Annotated in this window: 19 protein-coding genes and 3 tRNA genes; 12 read left to right on the plus strand and 10 right to left on the minus strand. The window is 71.5% G+C overall.

Annotated features, from left to right (window positions below; all coding sequences use genetic code 11):
- Positions 1–34: 34 nt before the first annotated feature.
- Entirely contained in the window at positions 35–1309 is a 1275-nt protein-coding gene (locus tag AC0VYM_RS20880; RefSeq protein WP_475454722.1) for an MFS transporter, read from the plus strand.
- A gap of 82 nt (positions 1310–1391) precedes the next feature.
- Positions 1392–1871, plus strand: coding sequence for a VOC family protein (locus AC0VYM_RS20885; RefSeq protein ID WP_475454724.1), 480 nt, complete (start codon positions 1392–1394; stop codon positions 1869–1871).
- 31 nt (positions 1872–1902) lie between these two features.
- On the opposite strand, the gene AC0VYM_RS20890 is transcribed toward AC0VYM_RS20885, so the two are convergent.
- On the minus strand, positions 1903–2673 hold the full coding sequence (locus AC0VYM_RS20890) for a DeoR/GlpR family DNA-binding transcription regulator (RefSeq protein ID WP_352387749.1): 771 nt from the start codon (positions 2671–2673) through the stop codon (positions 1903–1905).
- A gap of 232 nt (positions 2674–2905) precedes the next feature.
- Here AC0VYM_RS20890 and AC0VYM_RS20895 point away from each other — a divergent pair, with 232 nt between their 5' ends.
- A complete protein-coding gene (locus tag AC0VYM_RS20895) occupies positions 2906–3622 on the plus strand; it encodes a glycerophosphodiester phosphodiesterase (RefSeq protein ID WP_475454726.1) in 717 nt (238 codons plus the stop codon).
- A 282-nt stretch (positions 3623–3904) separates the two neighbouring features.
- Positions 3905–4525, plus strand: coding sequence for a TetR-type transcription factor C-terminal domain-containing protein (locus tag AC0VYM_RS20900; protein ID WP_475454728.1), 621 nt, complete (start codon positions 3905–3907; stop codon positions 4523–4525).
- 10 nt (positions 4526–4535) lie between these two features.
- On the opposite strand, the gene AC0VYM_RS20905 is transcribed toward AC0VYM_RS20900, so the two are convergent.
- Positions 4536–6419, minus strand: coding sequence for a GDSL-type esterase/lipase family protein (locus AC0VYM_RS20905; protein ID WP_475454730.1), 1884 nt, complete (start codon positions 6417–6419; stop codon positions 4536–4538).
- A 254-nt stretch (positions 6420–6673) separates the two neighbouring features.
- Here AC0VYM_RS20905 and AC0VYM_RS20910 point away from each other — a divergent pair, with 254 nt between their 5' ends.
- From AC0VYM_RS20910 to AC0VYM_RS20920, 3 genes are all read left to right on the plus strand, one after another.
- On the plus strand, positions 6674–7276 hold the full coding sequence (locus AC0VYM_RS20910; protein ID WP_475454731.1) for a hypothetical protein: 603 nt from the start codon (positions 6674–6676) through the stop codon (positions 7274–7276).
- Positions 7277–7295: 19 nt separating this feature from the next.
- Complete coding sequence (locus AC0VYM_RS20915; RefSeq protein WP_475454733.1) at positions 7296–7733, plus strand: hypothetical protein; 438 nt, start codon at positions 7296–7298, stop codon at positions 7731–7733.
- A gap of 122 nt (positions 7734–7855) precedes the next feature.
- Positions 7856–8074, plus strand: coding sequence for a hypothetical protein (locus AC0VYM_RS20920; RefSeq protein WP_475454735.1), 219 nt, complete (start codon positions 7856–7858; stop codon positions 8072–8074).
- A 342-nt stretch (positions 8075–8416) separates the two neighbouring features.
- Here the strand turns inward: AC0VYM_RS20920 and AC0VYM_RS20925 are convergent.
- Positions 8417–8490 (minus strand) — tRNA-Ile (locus tag AC0VYM_RS20925).
- Between the two features lie 261 nt (positions 8491–8751).
- Here AC0VYM_RS20925 and AC0VYM_RS20930 point away from each other — a divergent pair.
- Both AC0VYM_RS20930 and AC0VYM_RS20935 read left to right on the plus strand, forming a co-directional pair.
- On the plus strand, positions 8752–9741 hold the full coding sequence (locus AC0VYM_RS20930) for a malate dehydrogenase (RefSeq protein ID WP_475454737.1): 990 nt from the start codon (positions 8752–8754) through the stop codon (positions 9739–9741).
- Between the two features lie 147 nt (positions 9742–9888).
- Positions 9889–12381 (plus strand): DEAD/DEAH box helicase, encoded by a 2493-nt coding sequence (locus AC0VYM_RS20935; RefSeq protein ID WP_475463150.1) that lies wholly within the window; start codon positions 9889–9891, stop codon positions 12379–12381.
- A 32-nt stretch (positions 12382–12413) separates the two neighbouring features.
- Here AC0VYM_RS20935 and AC0VYM_RS20940 read toward each other — a convergent pair whose 3' ends face one another.
- Complete coding sequence (locus tag AC0VYM_RS20940; protein WP_475454739.1) at positions 12414–12899, minus strand: cytidine/deoxycytidylate deaminase family protein; 486 nt, start codon at positions 12897–12899, stop codon at positions 12414–12416.
- Positions 12899–13600, minus strand: a complete 702-nt coding sequence (locus AC0VYM_RS20945; protein ID WP_475454741.1) for a RibD family protein — start codon at positions 13598–13600, stop codon at positions 12899–12901. The genes AC0VYM_RS20940 and AC0VYM_RS20945 overlap by 1 nt, the downstream gene beginning before the upstream one ends.
- Before the next feature lie 606 nt (positions 13601–14206).
- Here AC0VYM_RS20945 and AC0VYM_RS20950 point away from each other — a divergent pair.
- Entirely contained in the window at positions 14207–15091 is an 885-nt protein-coding gene (locus AC0VYM_RS20950) for an SAM-dependent methyltransferase (protein ID WP_475454742.1), read from the plus strand.
- A 119-nt stretch (positions 15092–15210) separates the two neighbouring features.
- On the opposite strand, the gene AC0VYM_RS20955 is transcribed toward AC0VYM_RS20950, so the two are convergent.
- Positions 15211–15283 (minus strand) — tRNA-Asn (locus tag AC0VYM_RS20955).
- Between the two features lie 164 nt (positions 15284–15447).
- A tRNA-Asn gene (locus tag AC0VYM_RS20960) sits at positions 15448–15520 on the minus strand.
- Positions 15521–15678: 158 nt separating this feature from the next.
- On the opposite strand from AC0VYM_RS20960, the gene AC0VYM_RS20965 reads away from it, so the two are divergent.
- Together AC0VYM_RS20965 and AC0VYM_RS20970 are read left to right on the plus strand one after the other, a co-directional pair.
- Positions 15679–16023: a hypothetical protein gene (locus AC0VYM_RS20965; RefSeq protein WP_475454743.1), complete on the plus strand. Its 345-nt coding sequence runs from the start codon at positions 15679–15681 to the stop codon at positions 16021–16023.
- A gap of 2 nt (positions 16024–16025) precedes the next feature.
- Complete coding sequence (locus tag AC0VYM_RS20970; RefSeq protein WP_475454745.1) at positions 16026–16571, plus strand: hypothetical protein; 546 nt, start codon at positions 16026–16028, stop codon at positions 16569–16571.
- A gap of 22 nt (positions 16572–16593) precedes the next feature.
- Here AC0VYM_RS20970 and AC0VYM_RS20975 read toward each other — a convergent pair whose 3' ends face one another.
- From AC0VYM_RS20975 to rpoD, 3 genes are all read right to left on the minus strand, one after another.
- Complete coding sequence (locus AC0VYM_RS20975; protein ID WP_475454747.1) at positions 16594–19521, minus strand: FAD-binding and (Fe-S)-binding domain-containing protein; 2928 nt, start codon at positions 19519–19521, stop codon at positions 16594–16596.
- A gap of 58 nt (positions 19522–19579) precedes the next feature.
- Entirely contained in the window at positions 19580–20908 is a 1329-nt protein-coding gene (locus AC0VYM_RS20980; RefSeq protein ID WP_475454749.1) for a glycoside hydrolase family 18 protein, read from the minus strand.
- A 116-nt stretch (positions 20909–21024) separates the two neighbouring features.
- A complete protein-coding gene (gene rpoD / locus AC0VYM_RS20985; RefSeq protein ID WP_475454751.1) occupies positions 21025–22158 on the minus strand; it encodes an RNA polymerase sigma factor RpoD in 1134 nt (377 codons plus the stop codon).
- Positions 22159–22164: the final 6 nt, after the last annotated feature.

Below are 22164 nucleotides of genomic sequence, written 5' to 3' on the forward strand. Positions count from 1 at the left end.
GACGGCGCGGCACCACGAGACAGAACGAGGCTGAATGTCACCCCTGGAGACCCTGCGACGGATGCACCGGATCGCGGGCTGGCCCCTGCTCCTCGCCACCTTCCTGGCCCGGCTCCCCGTGTCCATGACCCTGATCGGGCTCCTGACCCTGGTCACCAGCACCACCGGCAGCGTCGGCGCCGCCGGACTGGTCTCCGGGGCGTTCGCGCTCGGTGAGGCGATCGGCGGACCGATCATCGCGCGCTTCGCGGACCGCCACGGTCAGCGCGTCCCCGTCCTGGTCATGGCGATCGTGGACGCCGCCCTCATCGGTGCCCTGGTGGCCGCCGTCACGGCGGACGCCCCGCTGACCGCGCTGGTCGCGCTGGCGGCCGTCGGCGGTCTGTGCATGCCCCAGGTGGGGCCGATGGCCCGCACCCGCTGGGTGGTGCTGATCCGCAAGGGCCCCGACCGCGGGCTGGAGCGCGAGCGCTCGGTGTCCGCCGTGATGTCGGTGGAGGGGGTCCTGGACGAGGCCTCGTTCGTCCTGGGTCCGGCGCTGGTCGGTGTCCTCACCCTCACCCTGTCCCCCTCCGCGAGCGTGCTCGGCGCGGCCGTCCTGATCGGCGTGTTCGGCACCGTCTTCGCCCTGCACCCCACGGCCCCGCCCGGGTCGGCACCCGTACGCGGCGCCGAGGGGCGCATCACCCGGCCCGCCCTGCTGCTGCTCGCCGTGCCGATGTTCTGCCAGGGGCTGTTCTTCGGCGGGATGTCGACGGGTGTGACGGCGTTCGCGGACAACGCCGGGCACGGCGACCTGTCCGGGCTGATGTACGCGGTGATGGGCTCCAGCAGCGCCCTCGCGGGACTGATGATGGCCTCGCTGCCGGTGGGCTTCACGCTGACCGCGCGGACCCGGGTGGCGGCGGGCGGCCTCGCGCTGCTCACCCTGCCGCTGTACCTGGAGCACGGTCCCGCGACCCTCGCGGTCACCATCCTCGCCCTGGGCATCGCGATCGGTCCGCACCTGGTGAGCCTGTTCGGCCTGATCGAGCGCGCCGCCCCGCCCAGCCGCCTCTCGCAGTCGATGTCGATCATCCTGAGCAGCCTGATCCTGGGACAGGCCCTGGGCTCGATGATCTCCGGCTCGCTCGCCGACTCCTACGGGCACCAGGGCGCGTTCGCGCTGGCCACGGCGGGCGGGGTGATCTCGTTGGCGGTGACCACGCTGGTGCTGCGCGCCCGGTGGTACGAGCGTCCCGCCTCCCCGGACGGAGCTGCCTCCGAACCGCCCGTGACCAAGGACACGGGACTCAGTTCCGGGGTCTGACCTGCGACGACGCCGTATCCAGCGTGCAAGGTGTTAAGCGCGCGTCAAGACGTCGGGCGGCGGTCCCGAGGTGTGCGTAGGCTTGTCGATCGTGCTCGATCTGTTCAAGGCGCTGTCCCCCCGCGCCAGTCTCCGCCGCGAGGCCTCCCCGCCTCCTCCGATCGCCGGGATCGCCCGCGTGACCCTGTCCGTGCGCGACCTCGACGTCAGCGTGCGCTTCTACCGCTCCGTCCTGGGCCTGAGGCCGGAGCACCCCGCGCACACCGACGGGCCGCCCCCGACCGTCTTCCCCCTCCCAGACGGGCTGACCGTCGCCCTCGTCCAGCAACGGGACAACTTCAAGGGACGCTTCGACAGCCGCCGCTGCGGTCTGGGCCGCCTCACGCTGGCCGCCGCCAACCTCGGCGTCCTGGAGGCCTGGGAGGACCGCTTCACCCGGATGGACGTGGAGCACACCCCGGTCGCGCACACCGAGGAGGGGTCCATCCTGGCCTTCCAGGACCCCGACGGCACCGAGCTCGCCCTGTTCGTGCCCGCCGACCCCGACACCGGCGAGGACTAGTCGGCCCGGCCCGGAGGGGCCGGGCGCGCCGCTACTCGCTCGGGACGGTCTTGAGCCGGATGTCGCGCTCACCGAGCTCGTCCACCGCCGAACGCGGCAGGCGGTCGTCGGTGACGATCAGGTCGAACTCCTCCAGGCGGGCCACCCGGAAGGTGCCGAACTTCCCGTACTTGGTGCTGTCCACCACCAGGACGCTCTTGGAGGCGATGCGCAGCAGTTCCTGCTTGGCGATCACCTTGGCCTCGGAGGGCGTGGTCGAGCCGCGCTCGGCGTCCCAGGAGCTGCTCGCGATGAACGCGAGGTCCACGTTGACCTGCCGCAGGAAGTCGGCGGTGAACTGTCCGACGGAGGAGTGGTCGGAGTGCGACACCACGCCCCCGGTGTGGATCAGTTCGATCCCGGGGTACTCCATCAGGTGGCCGACGACGTTGAAGTCGCTGGTGATGACGGTCAGCCCGACCTTGTCGGTGAGCAGCGGCACCATCTGGAGGGTGGTCGTCCCCGCGTCCAGGTAGATGGTGAAGTTCTCGCGTACGAGCTCGGCGGCGGCGCGCGCGATCGCCCGCTTGGCGGGCACCTCCAGCTGGGCCTTGGCCAGGTAGGAGGGTTCGCTCTTGAGCCGGGCCGCCAGCCGCACGCCTCCGGTGACCGACAGGACCTTGCCGTCGTTCTCCAGGGCCTGGATGTCGCGACGCACGGTCATGTGGGACACGGACAGCATCGACGTGAGCTCGTTGATACTCAGCACGTGGCGCTCCTGGAGGAGCTTCAGGATGTGCTCTCGCCGCTGGTCCGGGATCATCGTTCGCCTCACACTCGGGGGCCTGGCCTGCGGGTGCCGTTCGGATACGACACCCCTTATCGAAGTTTCCCAGGTAGCCGTACCCAGGACGTGCCCCCACGACGTGAGACCGCTCGCAATCGGGGCGCGAACGACCCGTGCGCGATCCCCCCGCCTGCGGTCCGGGACGCCTTGGTGGGCGTTTTTCCTGTTTGCACCACGTAACCGCGGGGTCTTTGCCACTCTTGACTCCATGACGTTGTCCATCGCACTACGCGGAGACACCGCACGATTCCCCGGGAACACGCTCCCGGCACTGCGCTCGGCCCTGCGTGCCGGAGCCGACCTGGTCAAGATCGACGTCCACCTGACCTCGGACGGGTATCCCGTCCTGGTGGACGAACGTGTCGTGGCCCTCCCGGGTTCCCCGCCGCGCCAGGTCGCGGACCTGACTCTGGCCGAACTCGCCTCCGCCAGGGACGACGTGGAGCGCCGGATACCCACCCTCATGGAGGTCATCGCGGAGTTCGGCGGCGGGAACACCGCGCCGCTGCTGGTCGACGCGGCCTCTCCACAGGCGGCGCTGGCCGCCGACACCGTCCTGCGCGAACACGGGTTCGGCGACCTGGCGCTGTTCACCGGGCCGTTGGAGACGCTCCAGGCGCTGCGCGCCCGCAGCCCCGGCGCCCGGATGATGCTCGCCTGGGAACAGCCCGGACCGCCGCCGGAGGAGGTGGCCCGCACGCTGCGCCCGACGTTCCTGGGGATGCACTTCTCCCTGGTGGACCGGGAGCGGGTGGCCGACCTCCACCGGCACGGTTTCGGGGTGGTGGCCTGGACCGTGAACGAGTTCCCGGAGATGGCCCGACTCATGGGAATGGGCGTGGACGCGCTCGCCACCGATCGCGTCGACGACCTCGTTTCCCTGACTTCGGGCCGTGCCCAGGAAACGGCACCGGGGCCGCCGTGAACAATGGTGCGCGCGGCACGGAACGGCACGGCGACAATTCCCGTCCCCTTCCGGGAAGGCACCGGAATATCCGGTGCGCCATTCGCGTGTCCCAGGGGACGACCTGGGGGAACGAACGACGTCTCCCCCACTCGGTGACGGCGGGAACATCAACACCACGCGCACCCTGAATGACATCTTCTCCGGTCAATTCCTCCGTTCCACACTGTGTGTCGACCGTTCGCGGATATCCTTGTCTCCCCCTGACGTCCGCGGTGCACACCGACCGACGAGAAACGACGAATGACGGCCGATCACCCCCCGAACGCACTTCGCACGACGGCACCCGTCCTGGACTGCGCGGCCCGGCTGTTCGCCGAGCACGGTTCGCGCGGGATCGCCATGTCCGACCTGACGCGGCTCATCGCCACCGAGACGCGCACCGACGCGGCGTGCCTCAGGCGTGCCTTCCCCACCCGGTTCGACCTCTCCTACGCGGTGGTCTTACGCGCCACCCGCGAGCGGGTCAACGGCCAGCTGGCCGCGGACGCGCCCGGGAACGCCCCCACCGAACGCATGTCCAGCCTGGTCCGCAGACACGTGAACTCCGGCTGGCGGCACCGCTCCGCCATCGCACTGAGCCAGGAACTGCTGCCCACCCTGCGCGCCATCCACCCCGTCCGGCACCGGGAGATCAGCTCGCTGCACCGGACCTACCGCGAGCACGTCCGCGAGATCATCGTGGCCGGGGTGACCGCCGACCAGTTCCGGATACGGGACACCGGCAGGGCCACCGACAGCGTCCTGGAGACCTTCGACTCGCTCCTGCACTGGTACGACCCCGAGGCCGGGCTCAGCCTCAGCGACCTCGGCGGCGTGTACGTGGACCTGGTGATCCACCACCATCTGCGCTGTCCGCGCTGACCGCGTCGGCTCAGCCGCCGACCAGCTCGTACAGGTCCACGGACTCCGCGACGGCCCGAAGCCCGGCGTCGTTGGGGTGCAGGTGGTCGCCGGAGTCGAACTCCGGGCGTATCCGCTCCGGGACATCGGGGTCCCGCAGCACCGCGTCGAAGTCCCACACCCCGGTGAAGACCGATTCCGGGTCCCCCGCCTCCGAGCGCAGGTACGCGTTGACCCGCTGGCGCGCCTGCTCCACCTCCGGAGTGCACCGGGAACCCCCCGCGCACGGGGCGAGCGTGGCCACGAACACCCGCACCCCGTGCTCCTCGGCGGTCAGGGCCAGCCGTCCGAGCCCGGCGACCACCACGTCCGGGGTGGCGCCCCAGCGCAGGTCGTTGATCCCGGCGAAGAGCACCAGGGCCTCCACTCCGTTCTGCGCGAACACGTCCCGCTGGGCCCGGTGCAGCATGCTCACACCGCTGGCGTAGGTGGACACGCCCTCGCCCGGGTAGCCGTCCGAGGTGATCCGGTTGCCCGCCACCCCGAGGTTGAGAACGCCCAGGTTCGGCAGGTCCTCACTCCGGTGCAGCCGTGCGCTCAGCACGTCCGGCCAGCGCGCGTGTCCGTCCCGGGTGGAGCGCAGGCCGTCGGTGATGGAGTCGCCGTAGGTCACCACAGCTCCGGGCCCGTCCATCACCTCGACGCCCGTGAGGAAGGGCCACTGCTCCACCAGGCCGGTGAAGGGTTCCCCCGTGCGGTCCAGGGTCTGGTCGCCGCTGCCGGGGACGCTCGTGTAGTTGGTGTCGACCGACGCGTAGTGGATGGGGGCGGCGGTCACCCGCTCGGGCAGGTGGACGCTGACCAGGAGTTCGGTCTGCGGTGGCAGGAGGATGTCGACGGGGTCGGTGACCAGTCTCCCCCCAGCGGGGATGACCGCGCCGGGCGCCCCGTCGAAGGTCAGCGGGACCGGCGCCCCATGGGTGGCCGCGCCCTCGCCGCGCAACGAGACCGAGACCGCCCCGAGAGCGACCGGGCGGGAGGCGAAGGTGTTGTCGAACCGGAGGCGCGCCTGGTGTCCGCCGGTGGTCGTGCGGACGGTCATCCGCAGCGTCTGGTCCTCCCAGGGGCCGACCGACGCGTACCCGGAGACGGCCCGCGCCCAGGTGCCGGTCCAGGCCTGCGCGGCCCGCCCGCCCAGGGAGAACACGTGCAGGCTGGCGTCGTCGTCGGCGACGGTGGGCAGGACGACGTGGTCGACCTCGCGTCCCTGGTCGAGCGGTACCGAGCGGGCGTAGAGGCGGACGGACCCGATGGCGCCCTGCCCGAATCCCGTGGCCGAGTTGGCGTAGGGCAGGGACAGGGCGGAGTCCCCGGCCGGACCGGCCGCCCAGTCGGGGACGGAGAGCGGGAAGTCCTGGGTGGTGCCGTCCGTGTAGACGACGCGGCCCTCGCCCCGGACGTCGGCGCCGGTGCCGTCGGTGCGGGTGCCGGTGGCCAGGAAGGTGAGGGAGTCCCACCGGGCGGGTTCGGCCGACAGGGCCACGGACTGGCCGTCGGCGGTCACGTGGTCGGGGCGGCCCGGGCCGTAGGCGGGGAGTTCGAGCGGCGTGTCCAGGAGGACCACCTCCTCCCCGGGGTTCCAGCCCGCCGCCGCCAGGGTGCGCGCGGAGAGGCTGTTGCCCGCGCCGTCGAGGTCGGCGGAGCCCACCGTGCCGTCCTGGGAGACACCGGTCTCGTCGAGGACTTCGGAGAGCGGGAGCGCGCCGGACTCGTCACGGTCCTCGGCGGGCCGCATGGCGACGTCGCGGGAGACGCTGGCGTTGAAGGCGACCAGCAGCAGGACGGCCACGGTGCCGACGGAGACCACCCTCAGGACATGGTCCCAGACCGTGGCGGGCCGGTCCGTGCCGTACACCGCCGTTCTCCCCCCGTCCACCGCACGCCTTCCTCACCGGTTCCGTCCGTTCACCACACGTGTTCGACGGTCCCCGCGGCGCGGTGGTTGCCGAGACGTGGGCCACGGTGCCCCTCCGACCGGCGGCCAGTCTAGGGCGTATCGGACCAATCGGGTTCCGGACCTGCCGTGAGCGGCCCCAGTCGTCCCCAACACGGAACGTGGCGTTTCGCGCCCGGTACCCGGGGGCACAGGCTCGTCAGGAGGTACCCCCCGTGGAGACCGGAACGATCGTCATCATCGTCGCGGCCGTGGTCATCGTCATCGGAGGAGCCGCGATCATCGCGTGGCTGGCGGTCCTCCCCGCCCTGCGCACGCGGCGGCTCAGGGAGCGGTTCGGCCCGGAGTACGAGCAGGCCCTGGAGGCGTACGGCGGCAGGGAGGGGGCCGAACAGGACCTCTCCGGACGGCTGCGCCAGCGCCGGGGCACGGATCTGCGCGCACCCACCGAGGAGGAACGCTCGGACTACGCGCGTGCCTGGACCGACGTACAGAAGGGGTTCGTCGACGACCCGGTCGGAGCGGTCCGGGGAGCCCGAAGACTCACCGACACCATCATGCGGGACCTCGGATACCCCGACGGTCCCGTCGCGGAGGACGGCGTCCACGACGACGCGAGCTTCGAGCGGCGGGCCCGGGACCTGTCCGTGGACCATCCCGGGGCGGTCGCCCGGTACCGCGCCGCCGGGGCCGCCGGGCACCTCGCGGAGGCCGACCAGGCGGCCACCGAGAACCTGCGCGAGGCCCTGATCGCCTACCGGGGCCTCGTGGAGGCCCTGCTCGGCACCGAGACCACCCGCACCGCACAGGTGGAGTAAGCACACGAGGGAGGTACACATGGCGGATCGCCCAGTACGGCCCAGGCACCGTCCGGGTGCGAAGCGGATCGACCCCGGACCCGTGGAGCCCCCCGCTCCGACGGAACAGTCGGAAACCCCCGAGCCCGCCGAGGTCAGAGTGCCCCGGCAGGGCAGCCCCCGGAAGACCCCCGACCCCTCCCGGAGCTGGCGGCCGCACCCCCGTGGCCTGGTCCCAGGCGAGGTACGTGAACGCTGGGACGAGGCCCAGGGCGCGTTCGTGGACGACCCGCCGGGTTCGGTGCGCGCGGCGGACACCCTGGCCTCGGAGGTGGCGGACGCCGTGATCGCGGAGATCGAGGCGCGCCGCGAGGCCCTGCGCACCGCGCTGGAGGACGCGGACGGGGACACCGAGGCCCTGCGCGTGACCCTGCGCGACCACCGCGCCTTCGTGCGGGGGCTGGTCGGAGACGACTGACCCTCGTCCGGGGCGAAGGCGACGGCCGGTCGCGACCGGCCGTCGCCGCCCCGGTGGACCCGCGTCGCGGAGTGGGAACGTGACAGGGCCCCGAGAGCGGCCACCCGCGCGGCCACGCACTGGTGGCCGCCGCCGTGAGCCTGGCCCAGGCCGGGGTGTCCAGTCCACTGACCCGGGAACAGATCCAGACCGTCCACCTGGCCTACCTGCCCGACCCGCCGCCCCTGCCGGAGGAGGAGGCCCAGGCCTGGTACCAGCGTGCACGGGAACGTTCCGCCGCCCAACGGGAGCAGTGGGCGAGGATGCCGGGCCTGTGGTGGTTGAAGGGCTTCGGGACTTGAGGGCGGTTCTCTAGGGCGAACCAGGACGGTGCACACCTCACCGCGTCGGTGCGTCCGCCAGCCGGAGCAGTGGTGTCCCTCCACACCGGACTGCGGAATGGGCTGGCCACGGACTTCATGTCCTTCTTGGGTTTTATGCCCGAATCACGAGCGGGAGTGAAGAGGAATCCCGCACGCGCATGAAGGGCGGTTTCGACGGGTTCGAGCGCGCGGAACTTCAACGCGCATTCCCCGGAGCCACCGGGACGGGGCCGTAACCGACCGCACACGGCCGGAAGAGAAAGAAAGCGCCGCTGGCCTGTCTGTGCAGGCTGGCGGCGCTTTTCGTATGTTCGGAAGGGGTAGGCCGGGCAGGACTCGAACCCGCGACCCAGGGATTATGAGTCCCCTGCTCTAACCAACTGAGCTACCGGCCCTCCGTCGTCAGCAAACGTCATCCTAACAGGATGCGTCCGGCGTTTCCTCGCCCGAAATCCGTTGCTCCGCAAGGCTTGCCCGCACCTGTGACGACGCGCGAAGCGCTTGGGCGCACCTTGGTCGCGAGCGGCACCGGGGGGCGGTCTAGGGTGTGATGGTGCGGCGCGCGCCTGGCCGTACCCCCTGGGCCCGGCACCGGAGCCGTCACGAACCCGTTGGTAACATCGCGGGTCGCACAACGTCGTCAGGAGAGTTCACGCATGTCCAACGCACCCGTCAACGTCACCGTCACCGGCGCCGCCGGTCAGATCGGCTACGCACTGCTGTTCCGGATCGCCTCCGGCCAGCTGCTCGGCGCCGACACCCCGGTGAAGCTGCGCCTGCTGGAGATCCCGCAGGCCGTCAAGGCCGCCGAGGGCACGGCGATGGAGCTCGACGACTGCGCCTTCCCGCTGCTCCAGGGCATCGACATCTTCGACGACGCCACCAAGGCGTTCGAGGGTGCCAACGTCGGCCTGCTGGTCGGCGCCCGCCCGCGTGGCAAGGGCATGGAGCGCGGTGACCTGCTCCAGGCCAACGGCGGCATCTTCAAGCCCCAGGGCGAGGCCATCAACGCCGGCGCCGCCGACGACATCCGCGTCCTGGTGGTCGGCAACCCGGCCAACACCAACGCCCTCATCGCGCAGAGCCACGCCCCGGACGTCCCGGCCGAGCGCTTCACCGCGATGACGCGTCTGGACCACAACCGCGCGCTGACCCAGCTCGCCAAGAAGCTCGACGTGTCGATCAACGACATCAAGAAGCTCACGATCTGGGGCAACCACTCCGCCACCCAGTACCCGGACCTGTTCAACGCCGAGGTCAACGGCGCCAACGCCGCCAAGGCCGTCGGTGACCAGGCCTGGCTGGAGAACGACTTCATCCCGACCGTCGCCAAGCGCGGCGCCGCGATCATCGAGGCCCGTGGCGCGTCCTCGGCCGCCTCGGCCGCCAACGCCGCCATCGACCACGTGTACGACTGGGTGAACGGCACCCCCGAGGGCGACTGGACCTCGGCGGCCATCCCGTCCGACGGCTCCTACGGCGTCCCCGAGGGCCTCATCTCCTCGTTCCCCGTCACCTCCAGGAACGGCAAGTGGGAGATCGTCCAGGGCCTGGAGATCGACGAGTTCTCGCGCGGCCGTATCGACGCTTCGGTGCAGGAGCTCGTCGAGGAGCGCGACACCGTCAAGCAGCTCGGCCTCGTCTAGGTTCGGAGCGGTACCACGGTGACGGGCACGTTCCCCCTCGGGGACGTGCCCGTCCGTGTTGCGGGCGCCGGTGAGGGGACGAACACCCCGCCGTGTCCCGAAGGGGGTCGGGGAGCGGGCAGTATAGAGACCGTGAGTCTCATTGATGTGCTTCCGGCCGAACCAGAACCCGACTCCCTCTTCGAGGCGTTCGCTTTGTGGGCCGAGGAGCGGGGCCTCACCCTCTACCCGCACCAGGAGGAGGCCCTTATCGAGGTCGTCTCCGGGTCGAACGTCATCCTCAACACCCCCACCGGCTCCGGCAAGAGCATGGTCGCCACGGGCGCGCTCTTCGCCGCCCTGGCACGGAACGAGTGCGCGTTCTACACCGCGCCCATCAAGGCGCTGGTGTCGGAGAAGTTCTTCGACCTGTGCAAGATCTTCGGCACCGAGAACGTCGGCATGATGACCGGTGACGCCAGCGTCAACGCCGACGCGCCCATCGTGTGCTGCACGGCGGAGGTCCTCGCCCAGATCGCCCTGGCCGAGGGCCGCGACGCCGACATCAACACCGTCGTGATGGACGAGTTCCACTTCTACGCCGAACCCGACCGGGGCTGGGCCTGGCAGGTGCCCCTGCTGGAGATGCCCCAGGCGCAGTTCCTGCTGATGTCGGCCACCCTCGGGGACGTCAGCCGGTTCGAGGAGGACCTGGAGAAGCGCACGGGCCGGTCGACCGCCGTGGTCACCTCAGCCGAGCGCCCCGTCCCCCTCTACTACGACTACCGGACCACCCCCCTGCACGAGACCCTGGAGGAGCTCCTCGGCAACGGGGACGCGCCCGTGTACATCGTGCACTTCACCCAGGCGCAGGCGATCGAGCGCGCACAGTCGTTGACCAGCATCAACATGTGCACCAAGGAGGAGAAGGCGCGGATCGCCGACGAAATCGGCAACTTCCGCTTCACCACCAAGTTCGGCCGCAACCTGTCCCGCTACGTGCGGCACGGCATCGGCGTGCACCACGCGGGGATGCTGCCCAAGTACCGGCGCCTCGTGGAGCGGCTGGCCCAGGCCGGGCTGCTCAAGGTCATCTGCGGCACCGACACCCTGGGGGTGGGCGTGAACGTGCCCATCCGCACGGTGCTGTTCACCGCCCTGAGCAAGTACGACGGCGTCCGCGTGCGCAGGCTGCGCGCACGAGAGTTCCACCAGATCGCCGGCCGCGCCGGGCGGGCGGGGTTCGACACGGTCGGCAACGTGGTCGCCCAGGCCCCCGAGCACGTCATCGAGAACGAGAAGGCGCTGGCCAAGGCGGGCGACGACAGCAAGAAGCGGCGCAAGGTGGTGCGCAAGAAGGCCCCCGAGGGGTTCGTCTCGTGGGACGAGGCCACCTTCCGCAAGCTGATCGACGCCGACCCCGAGCCGTTGAACTCGCGCTTCCGGGTGAGTAACGCGATGCTGCTGAGCGTCATCGCGCGGCCGGGCAACTGCTTCGCCGCCATGAAGCACCTGCTCACCGAGAACCACGACGACCGCAAGTCGCAGCGGCGGCACATCCGTGAGGCGATCGCCATCTACCGGTCGCTGCTGGACGGCGGGATCGTCGAGGCCCTGCCCGAACCGGACGGCCAGGGCCGCACGGCCCGGCTCACCGTGGACCTCCAGGCCGACTTCGCCCTCAACCAGCCGCTGTCCACGTTCGCCCTGGCCGCGCTGGAGCTGCTGGACACCGAGTCCCCGACGTACCCGCTGGACGCCCTCACCGTGGTGGAGTCCACGCTGGACGACCCGCGTCAGATCCTCGGCGCCCAGCTCAACAAGGCCCGGGGCGAGGCCGTCCAGCAGATGAAGATGGACGGCATCGAGTACGACGAGCGCATGGAGCGGCTGGAGGAGATCGACTACCCCAAGCCGCTGGAGGAGCTCCTCGACCACGCGTACGAGGTCTACCGGCGCGGCCACCCGTGGGTGGGCGACCACCCGCTGCGGCCCAAGACCGTGGCCCGCGACATGTACGAGCGGGCGATGAACTTCGTGGAGTACGTCGGCTACTACGAGCTGGCCCGCTCCGAGGGTCTCGTGCTGCGGTACCTGGCCAGCGCCTACAAGGCCCTCAACCAGACGGTGCCGGACGACTCCAAGACCGAGGAGCTGCGGGACCTCATCGAGTGGCTGGGCGAGCTGGTGCGCCAGGTGGACTCCAGCCTGCTGGACGAGTGGGAGCAGCTCACCAACCCCGAGGAGGAGGCCGAGGGCGAGACCGCCGAGGCCGAGGAGAGGGTCCGCCCGGTCACCTCCAACGCCCGCGCCTTCCGGGTCCTGGTCCGCAACGAGATGTTCCGCCGCGTGGAGCTGGCCTCCCGTCGGCGCTACGGCGACCTCGGCAAGCTGTCCGAGGACGACGAGTGGAGCGGCGAGGAGTGGGCCGAGGCCGTGGAGGCGTACTACGCCGAACACGACCAGATCGGCACGGGCCCGGACGCGCGCGGCCCGAAGATGCTCCTCATCGAGGAGGAGGACGACATGTGGCGGGTGCGGCAGATCCTCGCGGACCCGGCCGGTGACCACGACTGGGGCATCAGCGCCGAGGTCGACCTGGCCGCGTCCAACGCCGAGGGCCGAGCCGTGGTGCACGTGACGGACGTGAACCGGCTGTAGACGGGCGGGGACCTCCGCGCGGGAGGTCCCCCTCAGCCGAGCAGGTGGGCGTTGACCTCGCGGACGCCCTCCGCGAGGTCGGGGCGTTCGACCACGGTGACCCCCGCGGCGGCCAACCGCTCGGCGCCGTCGCAGTCCACGAACAGCGCCGGTTCGCGCCAGGCCAGGACCACCCGTCGCACGGGTGTGGCCAGGATGAGCTCCGTGCACGAGCGCGGCCGCGAGGCGCGGGAGCTGCACGGTTCCAGGGACGAGTAGACGGTCGCCCCGGCCAGGCGCGGGTCCTCGGGGTCGATCCCGCGCAGCGCGACCTCCTCGGCGTGGTCGTGCGGGTCGTCGCGGCGGGAGTACCCCGCACCGAGGACCAGACCGTCCTCGGCCACCACGACGGCCCCCACCGAGTAGGCGGTGGTCGAGGGCGGGCAGGAGCGGGACAGCCGCACCGTCTCCGCGAGCCAGAACGCGTCGGCCGCACCCTCCTCCGGCGCCGGTCCGCCCGTGGTCCCGTTCCGTTCCATCACCGCTCCCCTGGGCCGAGGACGTACCGGAGCACCGCGATCTCTCCGAGGGCGCGGGCCTCCACGAGGCGCATGGGCGACCCGGGGGTGTAGGGGTAGGCGCCCGGCATGACGAAGCGCGGGGCGTCCTCCTCCCCCACCAGGAACGGGGCGACCGCGAGCCGGAGCTCGTCGACCAGCCCCGACGTGAGGAAGAGGGTGTGGATGTGGCCGCCGCCCTCGACCAGCAGGCGGGAGACACCGCGCGCCGCGAGGTCGGCCAGGATCGCCTCGGCGGTGGGCGGCTCACCGGCGTCTACGACCTCGGCGGGCGGATCGGTGTCGGGGCGTCCGGCCAGGAGGCGGGTGGCGGTGGCCACCCCGGCACCGCCCGTGTAGACGACCGCGCCAGCGTCCCCGGTGGAGAAGAGGCGTGCGCCGGGGTCCACGCCGCCGCTCCGGGTGACCACGGCCTTGAGCAGGTTCTCGGTGCGCCCCTGTGCGCGTCGGCGTTCCCTCAGGACCGGTGAGCGCACGAGGAGGCGCGGGTCGTCGGCCCGCAGGGTGCCCGCGCCGACCAGGATGGCGTCGCACCCGGCGCGCAGTTCGTCGATCTCGGCGAAGTCGGCCTCGTTGGACAGGCGGAGGCGTTCGGGGCTGGTGTCGTCGATGCGTCCGTCGATCGACATCGCGCAGCTCAGGATGGTGTGGGGACGGTCCATGGCACCAGGTTAACGGGGGTCGGGGAGCCGGGCTCCGAGGATGCGCGCCCCCTTCCCCGAGCACCCCCTTTCCCGACGCTTCCCTCGACTGGGGACGACGAATGACCTAACGGCGCTTCAGTGGATTCTCGCAGGCAGGCGGGGGCGTTAGGGAAATTGTCCACCGCCTTTCCAATAGTGGCACCGCCCGATTTCACGCCCGAACCGTTCGGGACCGATGACCCGGGCCCTTCGGGCACCACCCACGCGGAGCGGCCGGACGCGTGGGGGCCGGAACGGCGGCGGCGGAGGTCCCGGTGAGGCCTGAGGGAAGGGGGATGCGGCTCCCTCCGCGGCGGGTGTCCGGGGCGAAGGAGACACGACCCCACCCCCATTCCTCGCAAAATGGACATTAGGTGTATAAGCGCAAGTTCACGCAAGCCCGTCTTAACGTGTGACGTCCACACCTCCAAGGACGAGCCCGGGCGACGATTTTTACCACCTGTATCGTGGACTCTGTTAACAACCGCGCCAACGCGGAATAGAATCCTTTGACGCGACCCCGCGAGGGGTCATCCCAATCTTGGGAGTCGACCGCACTTCCCCACCTCAGACAAGAGGACGGCGATGTCTCGTTTCACCTCCCCCGACTTCCTGAGGCAGGCGGGGGACAATCACGTCCGGGCCAAGCCCCCGCCGCCCGTCAACCTGGCCAGGGCCAACATCCACCGGCTCCACTCCTTCCACCTCAAGGGCAAGGACCACTTCCAGGTGGACCGGGACCTGGCGGCGAAGGCCGAGAACACCGCGGCCGGGTTCGTCGACCTCGTCCTGGGGGAACGCGCCTTCCTCCAGCGGGCGGTGCGTCACCTCTCCGCCGATCTGGGCATCCGTCAGTTCCTCCAGGTGGGTGCGGGCATGCCCGCTCCGGGGGATCCGCACGAGATCGCGCACGAGAGCGTCCCCGACGCCCGGGTCGTCTACGCCAGCCACGACCCCGTGGTGCTCGCCCACCACCTGGCCCTGATCCGCGACGGCCGCACCACCACCGCCGTGCGCGGCGGGCTGGAGGACGTCCCGAGCCTCCTCCGCGACCCGGAGACGAGCCTCCTCGACCTGGACCGGCCGGTCGGCCTCCTGCTCACCGGGGTGGTCTCGCACCTGGGCGACCTCGACGCGGCCGCTCGCGGCGTCGCGGAGCTCCGCGATGCCCTGGCTCCCGGCAGCCACATGGTCCTCAGCCACTACTGTCGCCCCGACCCCGTCCGCCACCCCAAGGACGCACTCCGGGCCGACCAGCTCCAGCAGCTGTTCACCGAGCAGCTCGGGCACGGGTACTGGCGCGACGAAGCCGACGTCGCCTCGCTCTTCGACGGCTGGGAGTCGGTGCCTCCGGGCCTGCTCCAGGCCCAGAAGTGGCGGACCCTGCCGGTCGCTCCCCCCATCCCGGGGAGCTACCAGATGCCGCACCGCAACCGGCAACTGATCATCGGCGGCGTGGGACGCGTCTGAGTACGGTCCACCCTCGTCCCCGCGTTGGAGCCCACGGGCCCGGCAGCGGGCGGGGGTCGCCCGCGTCCACCCACACGACGAAGGCCCACCGGACTCCTCCGATGGGCCTTCCTCCAACGCTCCCGCGACTGGACTCGAACCAGTAACCTGCCGGTTAACAGCCGGCTGCTCTGCCGATTGAGCTACGCGGGATCGCGTCTCCCCCAGGCCCTGCGGCCTTGGCGACAGCACCAATCCTAGCGCGTCCGCAAGGGTGCTCGTGACGTTTTCCCGGACCTCGGCGCAGCTTCCGCGACGCCGGAGGGACGCACACGACGAAGGCCCACCGGACTCCTCCGATGGGCCTTCCTCCAACGCTCCCGCGACTGGACTCGAACCAGTAACCTGCCGGTTAACAGCCGGCTGCTCTGCCGATTGAGCTACGCGGGATCGCGTGCCTCCGGGGCCTGCGGCCTCGTCGACATGAACAGACTAGCGCGCTTCGGGAGTGCTCGTGACCGGTGTCGGCCCGTGTGGCCCGCGGCACGACCGGGTAACGTCGGGGCACGGACCACGCCGACCGTCACCAAGGCCGTAAAGAGGAACCCATGCGCTACCGGATCACGTTCGTCGCCGGACTCGCCATCGGATACGTGCTGGGCGCCAAGGCGGGCCGGGCCCGCTACGAGCAGCTCGCCCGCACCGCACGCAAGGTGGCCGACAGCCCCCTGGTCCAGGAGGTGGCCGGGGTCGTCGGCGCGCAGACCAGCAGGGCGGGCCGCGCCGTCTACGACAAGGCCGTCGACAAGATGCCCATCACCTCCGTGCGCGACTTCCTGGCGCGACCCACCGAAGAGGAGATCGAACTCGTCGAGTGGGAGACCAGCCCGTCCAACGGCACCCGCCCCGGGACCGGCGCCAACGGCGGCGGGGCCGAGGGCCGGGACGTCTGAGGATGGCACTGTTCGGCCAGAACGTCCCCGAGGACATACGTTCCCGACTGGAGCGCGGCGAGCGGGTGCTCTCCCAGGCCCGGGTCGCCGCCCCGGCGGGGAGCGCCCCCGCCGCCGAGGGCTCCGGGACCGCCGCCGTGCTGGTGGCGACCACCCGGGCCCTGTACCTGCCCGACGGGCGCAGCGTGCCCTGGCAGGACATCGACCGGGCCCGGTGGAGCCCGGACACGCTCACGTTCGTCGAGGAGGGGGTGGGCGAGCACACCGTGCGGCTGCGCACCGAACTCACCGGCGACCCGGTGGACTACCGGCGGATCGCCGAGACCGTCGCCGAACGGGTCACCTCCACCATCCTGGTGAACCGCTTCGTCCCCTTCCCCAACGCCGAGTCCGCCACCGGTTTCCGGCTCGTGGCCCGGCGCGCGCCCCTGGGCAGTGAGATCGACTGGCGGGTGCACCTGGGCGAGGACCTGGACCCCGAGGACCCGCGCCTGACCGACGCCGTCTCCCGGGCCCTGGCCCTCCTCCACGAACAGATGGGCGTGTGAGCCCACCGCGTACCCGTACGCGTCAGTCGCGCTGGGCCCGGTCCCCGCGGTCCAGGCCCAGCGCGAGCGCCTCGGCCAGGTGCAGGGCCCGGCGCCCGGTCCCCTGCTCGATCTGGGTGCGGCAGCTGTAGCCGTCCGCGAGCACCAGGGTCTCGGGCGCGGCCGCGCGCACCCGGGGCAGGAGCTCGCGCTCACCGATGGCCGAGGACACCTCGTAGTGCCCCTCGGTGAAGCCGAAGTCGCCCGCCAGACCACAGCAGCCCGAGTCCAGCACCTCGCCGTCGATCCCGGCGCGGGCAATCAGCTCCCGGTCCGCGTCGAACCCGGACACGGCGTGCTGGTGGCAGTGCACCTGCGCCAGAGCCGAGGCGTCCACGCGCGGCGGCCGCCACTCCGGGGCGTGCTCGTTGAGGAACCCGGCGAAGGTGTGCACGGCGGCCGCGACCCGTGAGCTCTCCTCCCCCGGCAGCAGCTCCACGAGGTCGTGCTTGAGCGCGGCGGTGCAGCTCGGCTCCAGGCCGACCACGGGAAGCCCCTGGGACACCAGCGGCGCCAAGGCGGCCACCGCGCGGCGCATCACCGCCCGGGCCACGTCCAGCTGCCCGGTGGAGACCCAGGTGAGTCCGCAGCAGACCTGCCCCTTGGGCAGCACCACGGAGAACCCGGCGTCCTCCAGCACACGGACGGCCGAGACCAGGACGTTCGGGTTGAACAGGTTGCCGAAGGTGTCCGGCCACAGCACCACCTTGGGACCGCCCGCGCGGCCCTCGCCCCGGTTGAGACGGCGCCGGTGGGCGCGGGTGAACGTGGTCGGGGCGAAGGCGGGGAGGTCGCGTTCGGCGGCCACCCCGGCCATCCGCTTGGCCAGCGAGGACACCCCGGGCAGGCGGACCGCCCGGTTGGCCTCCATCGGGGCCAGGGAGGCCAGGCGGGCCAGGACCGGCAGCCAGCCCATCGAGTAGTGCGCGGCCGGGCGGATCCGCCCCTTGTAGTGCTGGTGCAGGAACTCGGACTTGTAGGAGGCCATGTCCACGTTGACGGGGCAGTCGCTCAGGCACCCCTTGCAGGACAGGCACAGGTCCAGGGACTCCCGGACCTCCTCCGAGCGCCACCCGTCCGTGATCACCTCGCCGTTGGCCATCTCGAACAGCAGGTGGGCGCGGCCGCGCGTGGAGTGCTTCTCCTCCTGGGTCACCTGGTAGCTGGGGCACATCACCCCCGGACCGCTCTGGCGGCGGCACTTGCCCACCCCCGAGCAGCGGCGCAGCGCCTTGGCGAAGTCCCCGTCGTCCTCCCCGTAGGCCAGGGTGGTCTGGGACAGCAGCGGAAGTTCCGGGCGGACGTCGGTGGCGACCCGGATGTCGGCGTCCAGTGGGAGCGGGTCGACGATGATGCCCGGGTTCATCAGGTTGTCGGGGTCCCAGGCCCGCTTGAACTCACCGAAGGCGCGGATGAGGCCCTTCGGGTACATGCGGGAGAGGAGCTCCGAGCGCGCCTGGCCGTCACCGTGCTCGCCGGAGAGCGATCCCCCGTGCCGCACCACGATCCCGGCGGCCTCCTCCATGAAGGCCCGGTACTCGCGGCGTCCGCGCTCGTGCGTGAGCTCGAAGTCGATGCGCACGTGCAGGCAGCCGTCACCGAAGTGCCCGTAGACGACCCCGTAGCGGTCGTGGCGGGCCATCAGTGCCTCGAAGTCGCGCAGGTAGTCACCGAGGTTCTCCGGCGGGACCGCGGCGTCCTCCCAGCCCGACCACGCCTCGGCCCCGGTGGGGGTGCGCGAGGTGAGTCCGGCGCCCTCCTCGCGGATGCGCCAGAGCGCCTTCTGGTGGGCGGTGTCGGTGACCACGGCGGAGTCGCGCGGGCGGGTGCCCTCGCCCAGGGAGTCGATCATCGTCCGCGCGGCGGCGGCCGCCTCGTCCGGTGTCGCGCCCGCGATCTCCACCAGCAGCCAGGCGTGGCCGAGCGGCAGCGGCACCCGTGACTTCGACCCGTGGCGGTCCAGGGCCGCCACGATGCGGTCGTTGATGCCCTCGACCGTGAGGGGCGAGTGCTCCAGCAGCCCGGGCACGGCGTCGGCGGCCGAGGGGGCGTCGTCGTAGCCCAGGACCGCCAGGGCGCGGGCCGGGGGCGACTCGACCAGGCGCACGGTGGCGCCCACGACCAGGGCGCAGGTGCCCTCGGTGCCCACCAGGGAGGCGGCGACGTCGCGGCCCTTCTCCGGCAGCAGGCGGTCGATGGCGTAGCCGGAGACGCGGCGCCGGAACTCGGGCATGGCGGTGCGCATCTCCGCGCGGTGCGCCTCGACGAGGCGGGCCAGCGCCGCGTGGATCTCCCCCTCGCGTCCGGGGCGGGCGGCCAGTTCCTCGAACTCCGCCTCGGTGTGCTCGGAGCCGACGGTGATCCGGGTGCCGTCGGAGAGCAGCAGGTCGAGGGAGACCACGTTGTCGGCGGTCGTGCCCCAGGCCACCGAGTGGGAGCCGCAGGCGTTGTTGCCGATCATGCCGCCGATGGTGCAGCGGCTGTGGGTGGAGGGGTCCGGCGCGAAGGTGAGCCCGTGTTCGGCGGTGGCGGCGCGCAGGTCGTCGAGGATGACCCCGGGCTGGACCGTGGCGGTGCGTGCTTCCGGGTCGATGTCGAGGATGCCGCGCAGGTGGCGTGAGGTGTCGATGACCACGCCGGTGCCGATGGCGTTCCCGGCGATGGAGGTGCCGCCGCCGCGCGGGATGATCGGCACCCGGTGCGCGGCGCACGCTCGGACGGCGGCCACGCAGTCGTCGACGGTCTCGGGGATGACCACGGCGAGTGGGACGCGCCGGTAGTTCGAGGCGTCGGAGGTGTAGAGGGCGAGCGTGCCCGCGTCCAGGGCGACGGTGCCCCGGACTCCCTCCTCCAGGTCGCGGCGGAGTGCGGGAAGGACCGGGTGTGGGGTGGTGCTGTGCGGATCGGCCATGCCCTCAGCGTGGCGCGGGCGGTGTGGGGTGGCAACCTCGGCGCGCGGCGCGGTGCGCTCAGTCCAGGGACTCGCGCATGGCGCGGACCAGCGTGCCGTCGGGATCCATGTCGAGGTTCCACACCATCATCCCGGCGAGGCCGTGCTCGCGGACGTAGTCGCCCTTGAGCCCGATCACCTCGGGGTTGTCGTAGGTCCACCACTCGTCGCCGTCGTAGACCCAGTAGGCGCCGGACTCCTCGTCCAGGAAGCGGCGCCCGTCCATCTCCTCCAGCTGGTCGAAGGGGCGGGTGGGGCCGTCGTAGTCGTCGTCGGCCGCCCGTTCGGCCAACTGGCCGCGGCCGTCGTCCTGCGCCGGGACCCCCTGCCAACCGCGGCCGAAGGCCGGGACGCCCATCACGATCTGCCCGGGGTCGGCGCCCAGGTCCAGGTAGCGCCGGACCGCCTGGTCCACGCTGTTGGCCTGTTCGTCGTGGTCGGGGGTGTACAGGTTGGAGTGGTGGGCGGTGTACGCGCTCCAGGGACCGGAGAAGTCGTACCCCTGCACCGTGGCGAAGTCGACGTGGTCGAACAGCTCGGGTTCGTAGACCTCGGCGTGCTCCGACCCTCCGGGCAGGGAGGCGGACAGCACGTAGTCCTCCCCGGTCTCCCGGGAGAGGGCGTCCATCTGGCGACGGAACTCGGCGGCCAGCAGCGTGAAGTTGGCGGGGTCGTCGGCGTGCACCACGTTGTCGGCGTTGCCCTGCCCGCCCGGCCACTCCCAGTCCAGGTCGATGCCGTCGAAGACACCCGCGCCGACGCCCTCGCCGCCCTGGGGCTCGTCACCGCGCACCGGAAGGTTCCCGCGCAGCCACAGGTCGAGGCAGGAGGCGACGAAGGCCTCCCGGGACTCCTCGGTGCGCGCGGCGGTGGAGAAGTTCACCGACCAGTTCCAGCCGCCCAGGGACAGGCTGGCGCCCAGGTCCTGGTACTCCCCCCGGAGCTGGCGCAGCTGGTTGAGGCCGCCCGCGAGCTCCTGCTCGTACTCGTCGGCCCGCCCGTTCACGCTCTCGTCGGCCGCGTAGCGCCGTTGGTAGAGCTCCCAGGGCTGGTCGTGGCGGCCCTCGGGGATGTGGCACAGGCCGTCGTCGTCGATGCTGCCGAAGGCCCACATGATCCGGGTGAGGTCGGCCGGGGCCCCGCTCCTGCGGAGTTCGTTGACCGTGTAGCCCCGGTTGGCCACGTTCCAGTCCGCGAAGTACCCGATCCGCTCGGGTTCGCGTTGGTTCCTGAGGACGACGGCGGCCCCCGCGAGCAGGACGACGGCGGTGGCGGCCGCGCCCAGCACCAGCAGCGGACGCCGTCCGAGGGGCGACCGGGACTCGGACGGGGGCGGCGAGGCGTTCACACCTCGACCGTAGGGGCACGGAGGGGCGCGGGCCGGGTGTTCGTCCCATGTCGGCCAGATGAGGCCGTTCCACGGTCCGGGGGAACCCACGGTGGGTCCCGGACGTTGAAGGTGGCTCAGCCGCTGTGCAGGAAGTCCTTCAGGGTGCCCGCGCGCGAGGGGTGGCGGAGCTTGGCGAGGGTCTTGGCCTCGATCTGGCGGATGCGCTCCCGGGTGACCCCGAACTCGCGGCCGACCTCCTCCAGGGTGCGCGGCTGGCCGTCGGCCAGACCGAAGCGCAGCCGGATGATCCGCCTCTCGCGATCGGAGAGGTCGCCCAGCAGGACCCGCAGCTGTTCCTGGAGCAGGGTGAACGCGGCCGCCTCGACCGGCGTGACCGCGTCGGAGTCCTCGATGAAGTCACCGAAATCGGACTCCTCCTCACCGATGGGCGCCTGGAGGGAGACGGGTTCGCGGGCGATCCGCTGGATCTCCAGGACGCGCTCTCCGACGAACCCGGCGGCGGCGGAGATCTCGGCGACGCTGGGCTCGCGCCCCAGCTGTTGGTGCAGCTGGTGCTGGACCCGGACGAGTTTGTTGATGGTCTCGACCATGTGCACCGGGATACGGATGGTGCGGGCCTGGTCCGCGATGGCCCGGGTGATGGCCTGGCGGATCCACCAGGTGGCGTAGGTGGAGAACTTGAAGCCCTTGGCGTAGTCGAACTTCTCCACCGCCCGGATGAGGCCGAGGTTGCCCTCCTGGATGAGGTCCAGGAACAGGAGCCCGCGCCCCATGTAGCGCTTGGCGATGGAGACGACCAGGCGCAGGTTGGACTCGATCAGCCGCCGCTTGGCCCGTCGGCCCTCCTCCACCAGGACGGCGAGTTCGTCGGTCGCGCAGTGTCCCGGCGCCGGCTCGTGGCGCTGCGCGTACAGGCCCGCCTCGACGGCCTTGGCCAGGTCCACCTCCTCCTGTGCGGTCAGGAGCGGGACCCGGCCGATCTCGCGCAGGTACATGCGGACCAGGTCCGAACCGGAGCGGCGACCCGGGTCGGTGACCAGGACCGCCTCCTCGGGCGGCTCGGCCACGTCGACCCCGGCGTGCGCGAGCTCGCTGATGGTCTGGTCCAGGGAGTCGGGCGGCGCGTCGAGGCGTTCCAACGCCGACGCGACCTCCCCACGACTCACCGTTCCCCGGCCGGAGTCGGGGAGGAGCGGAACGACCTGGCGGACGGGCGGAATTTCGTTGGTCACAACTGTGGGAGGCACCACTTC

This window comes from Nocardiopsis sp. iso_237 (genome assembly GCF_056173345.1).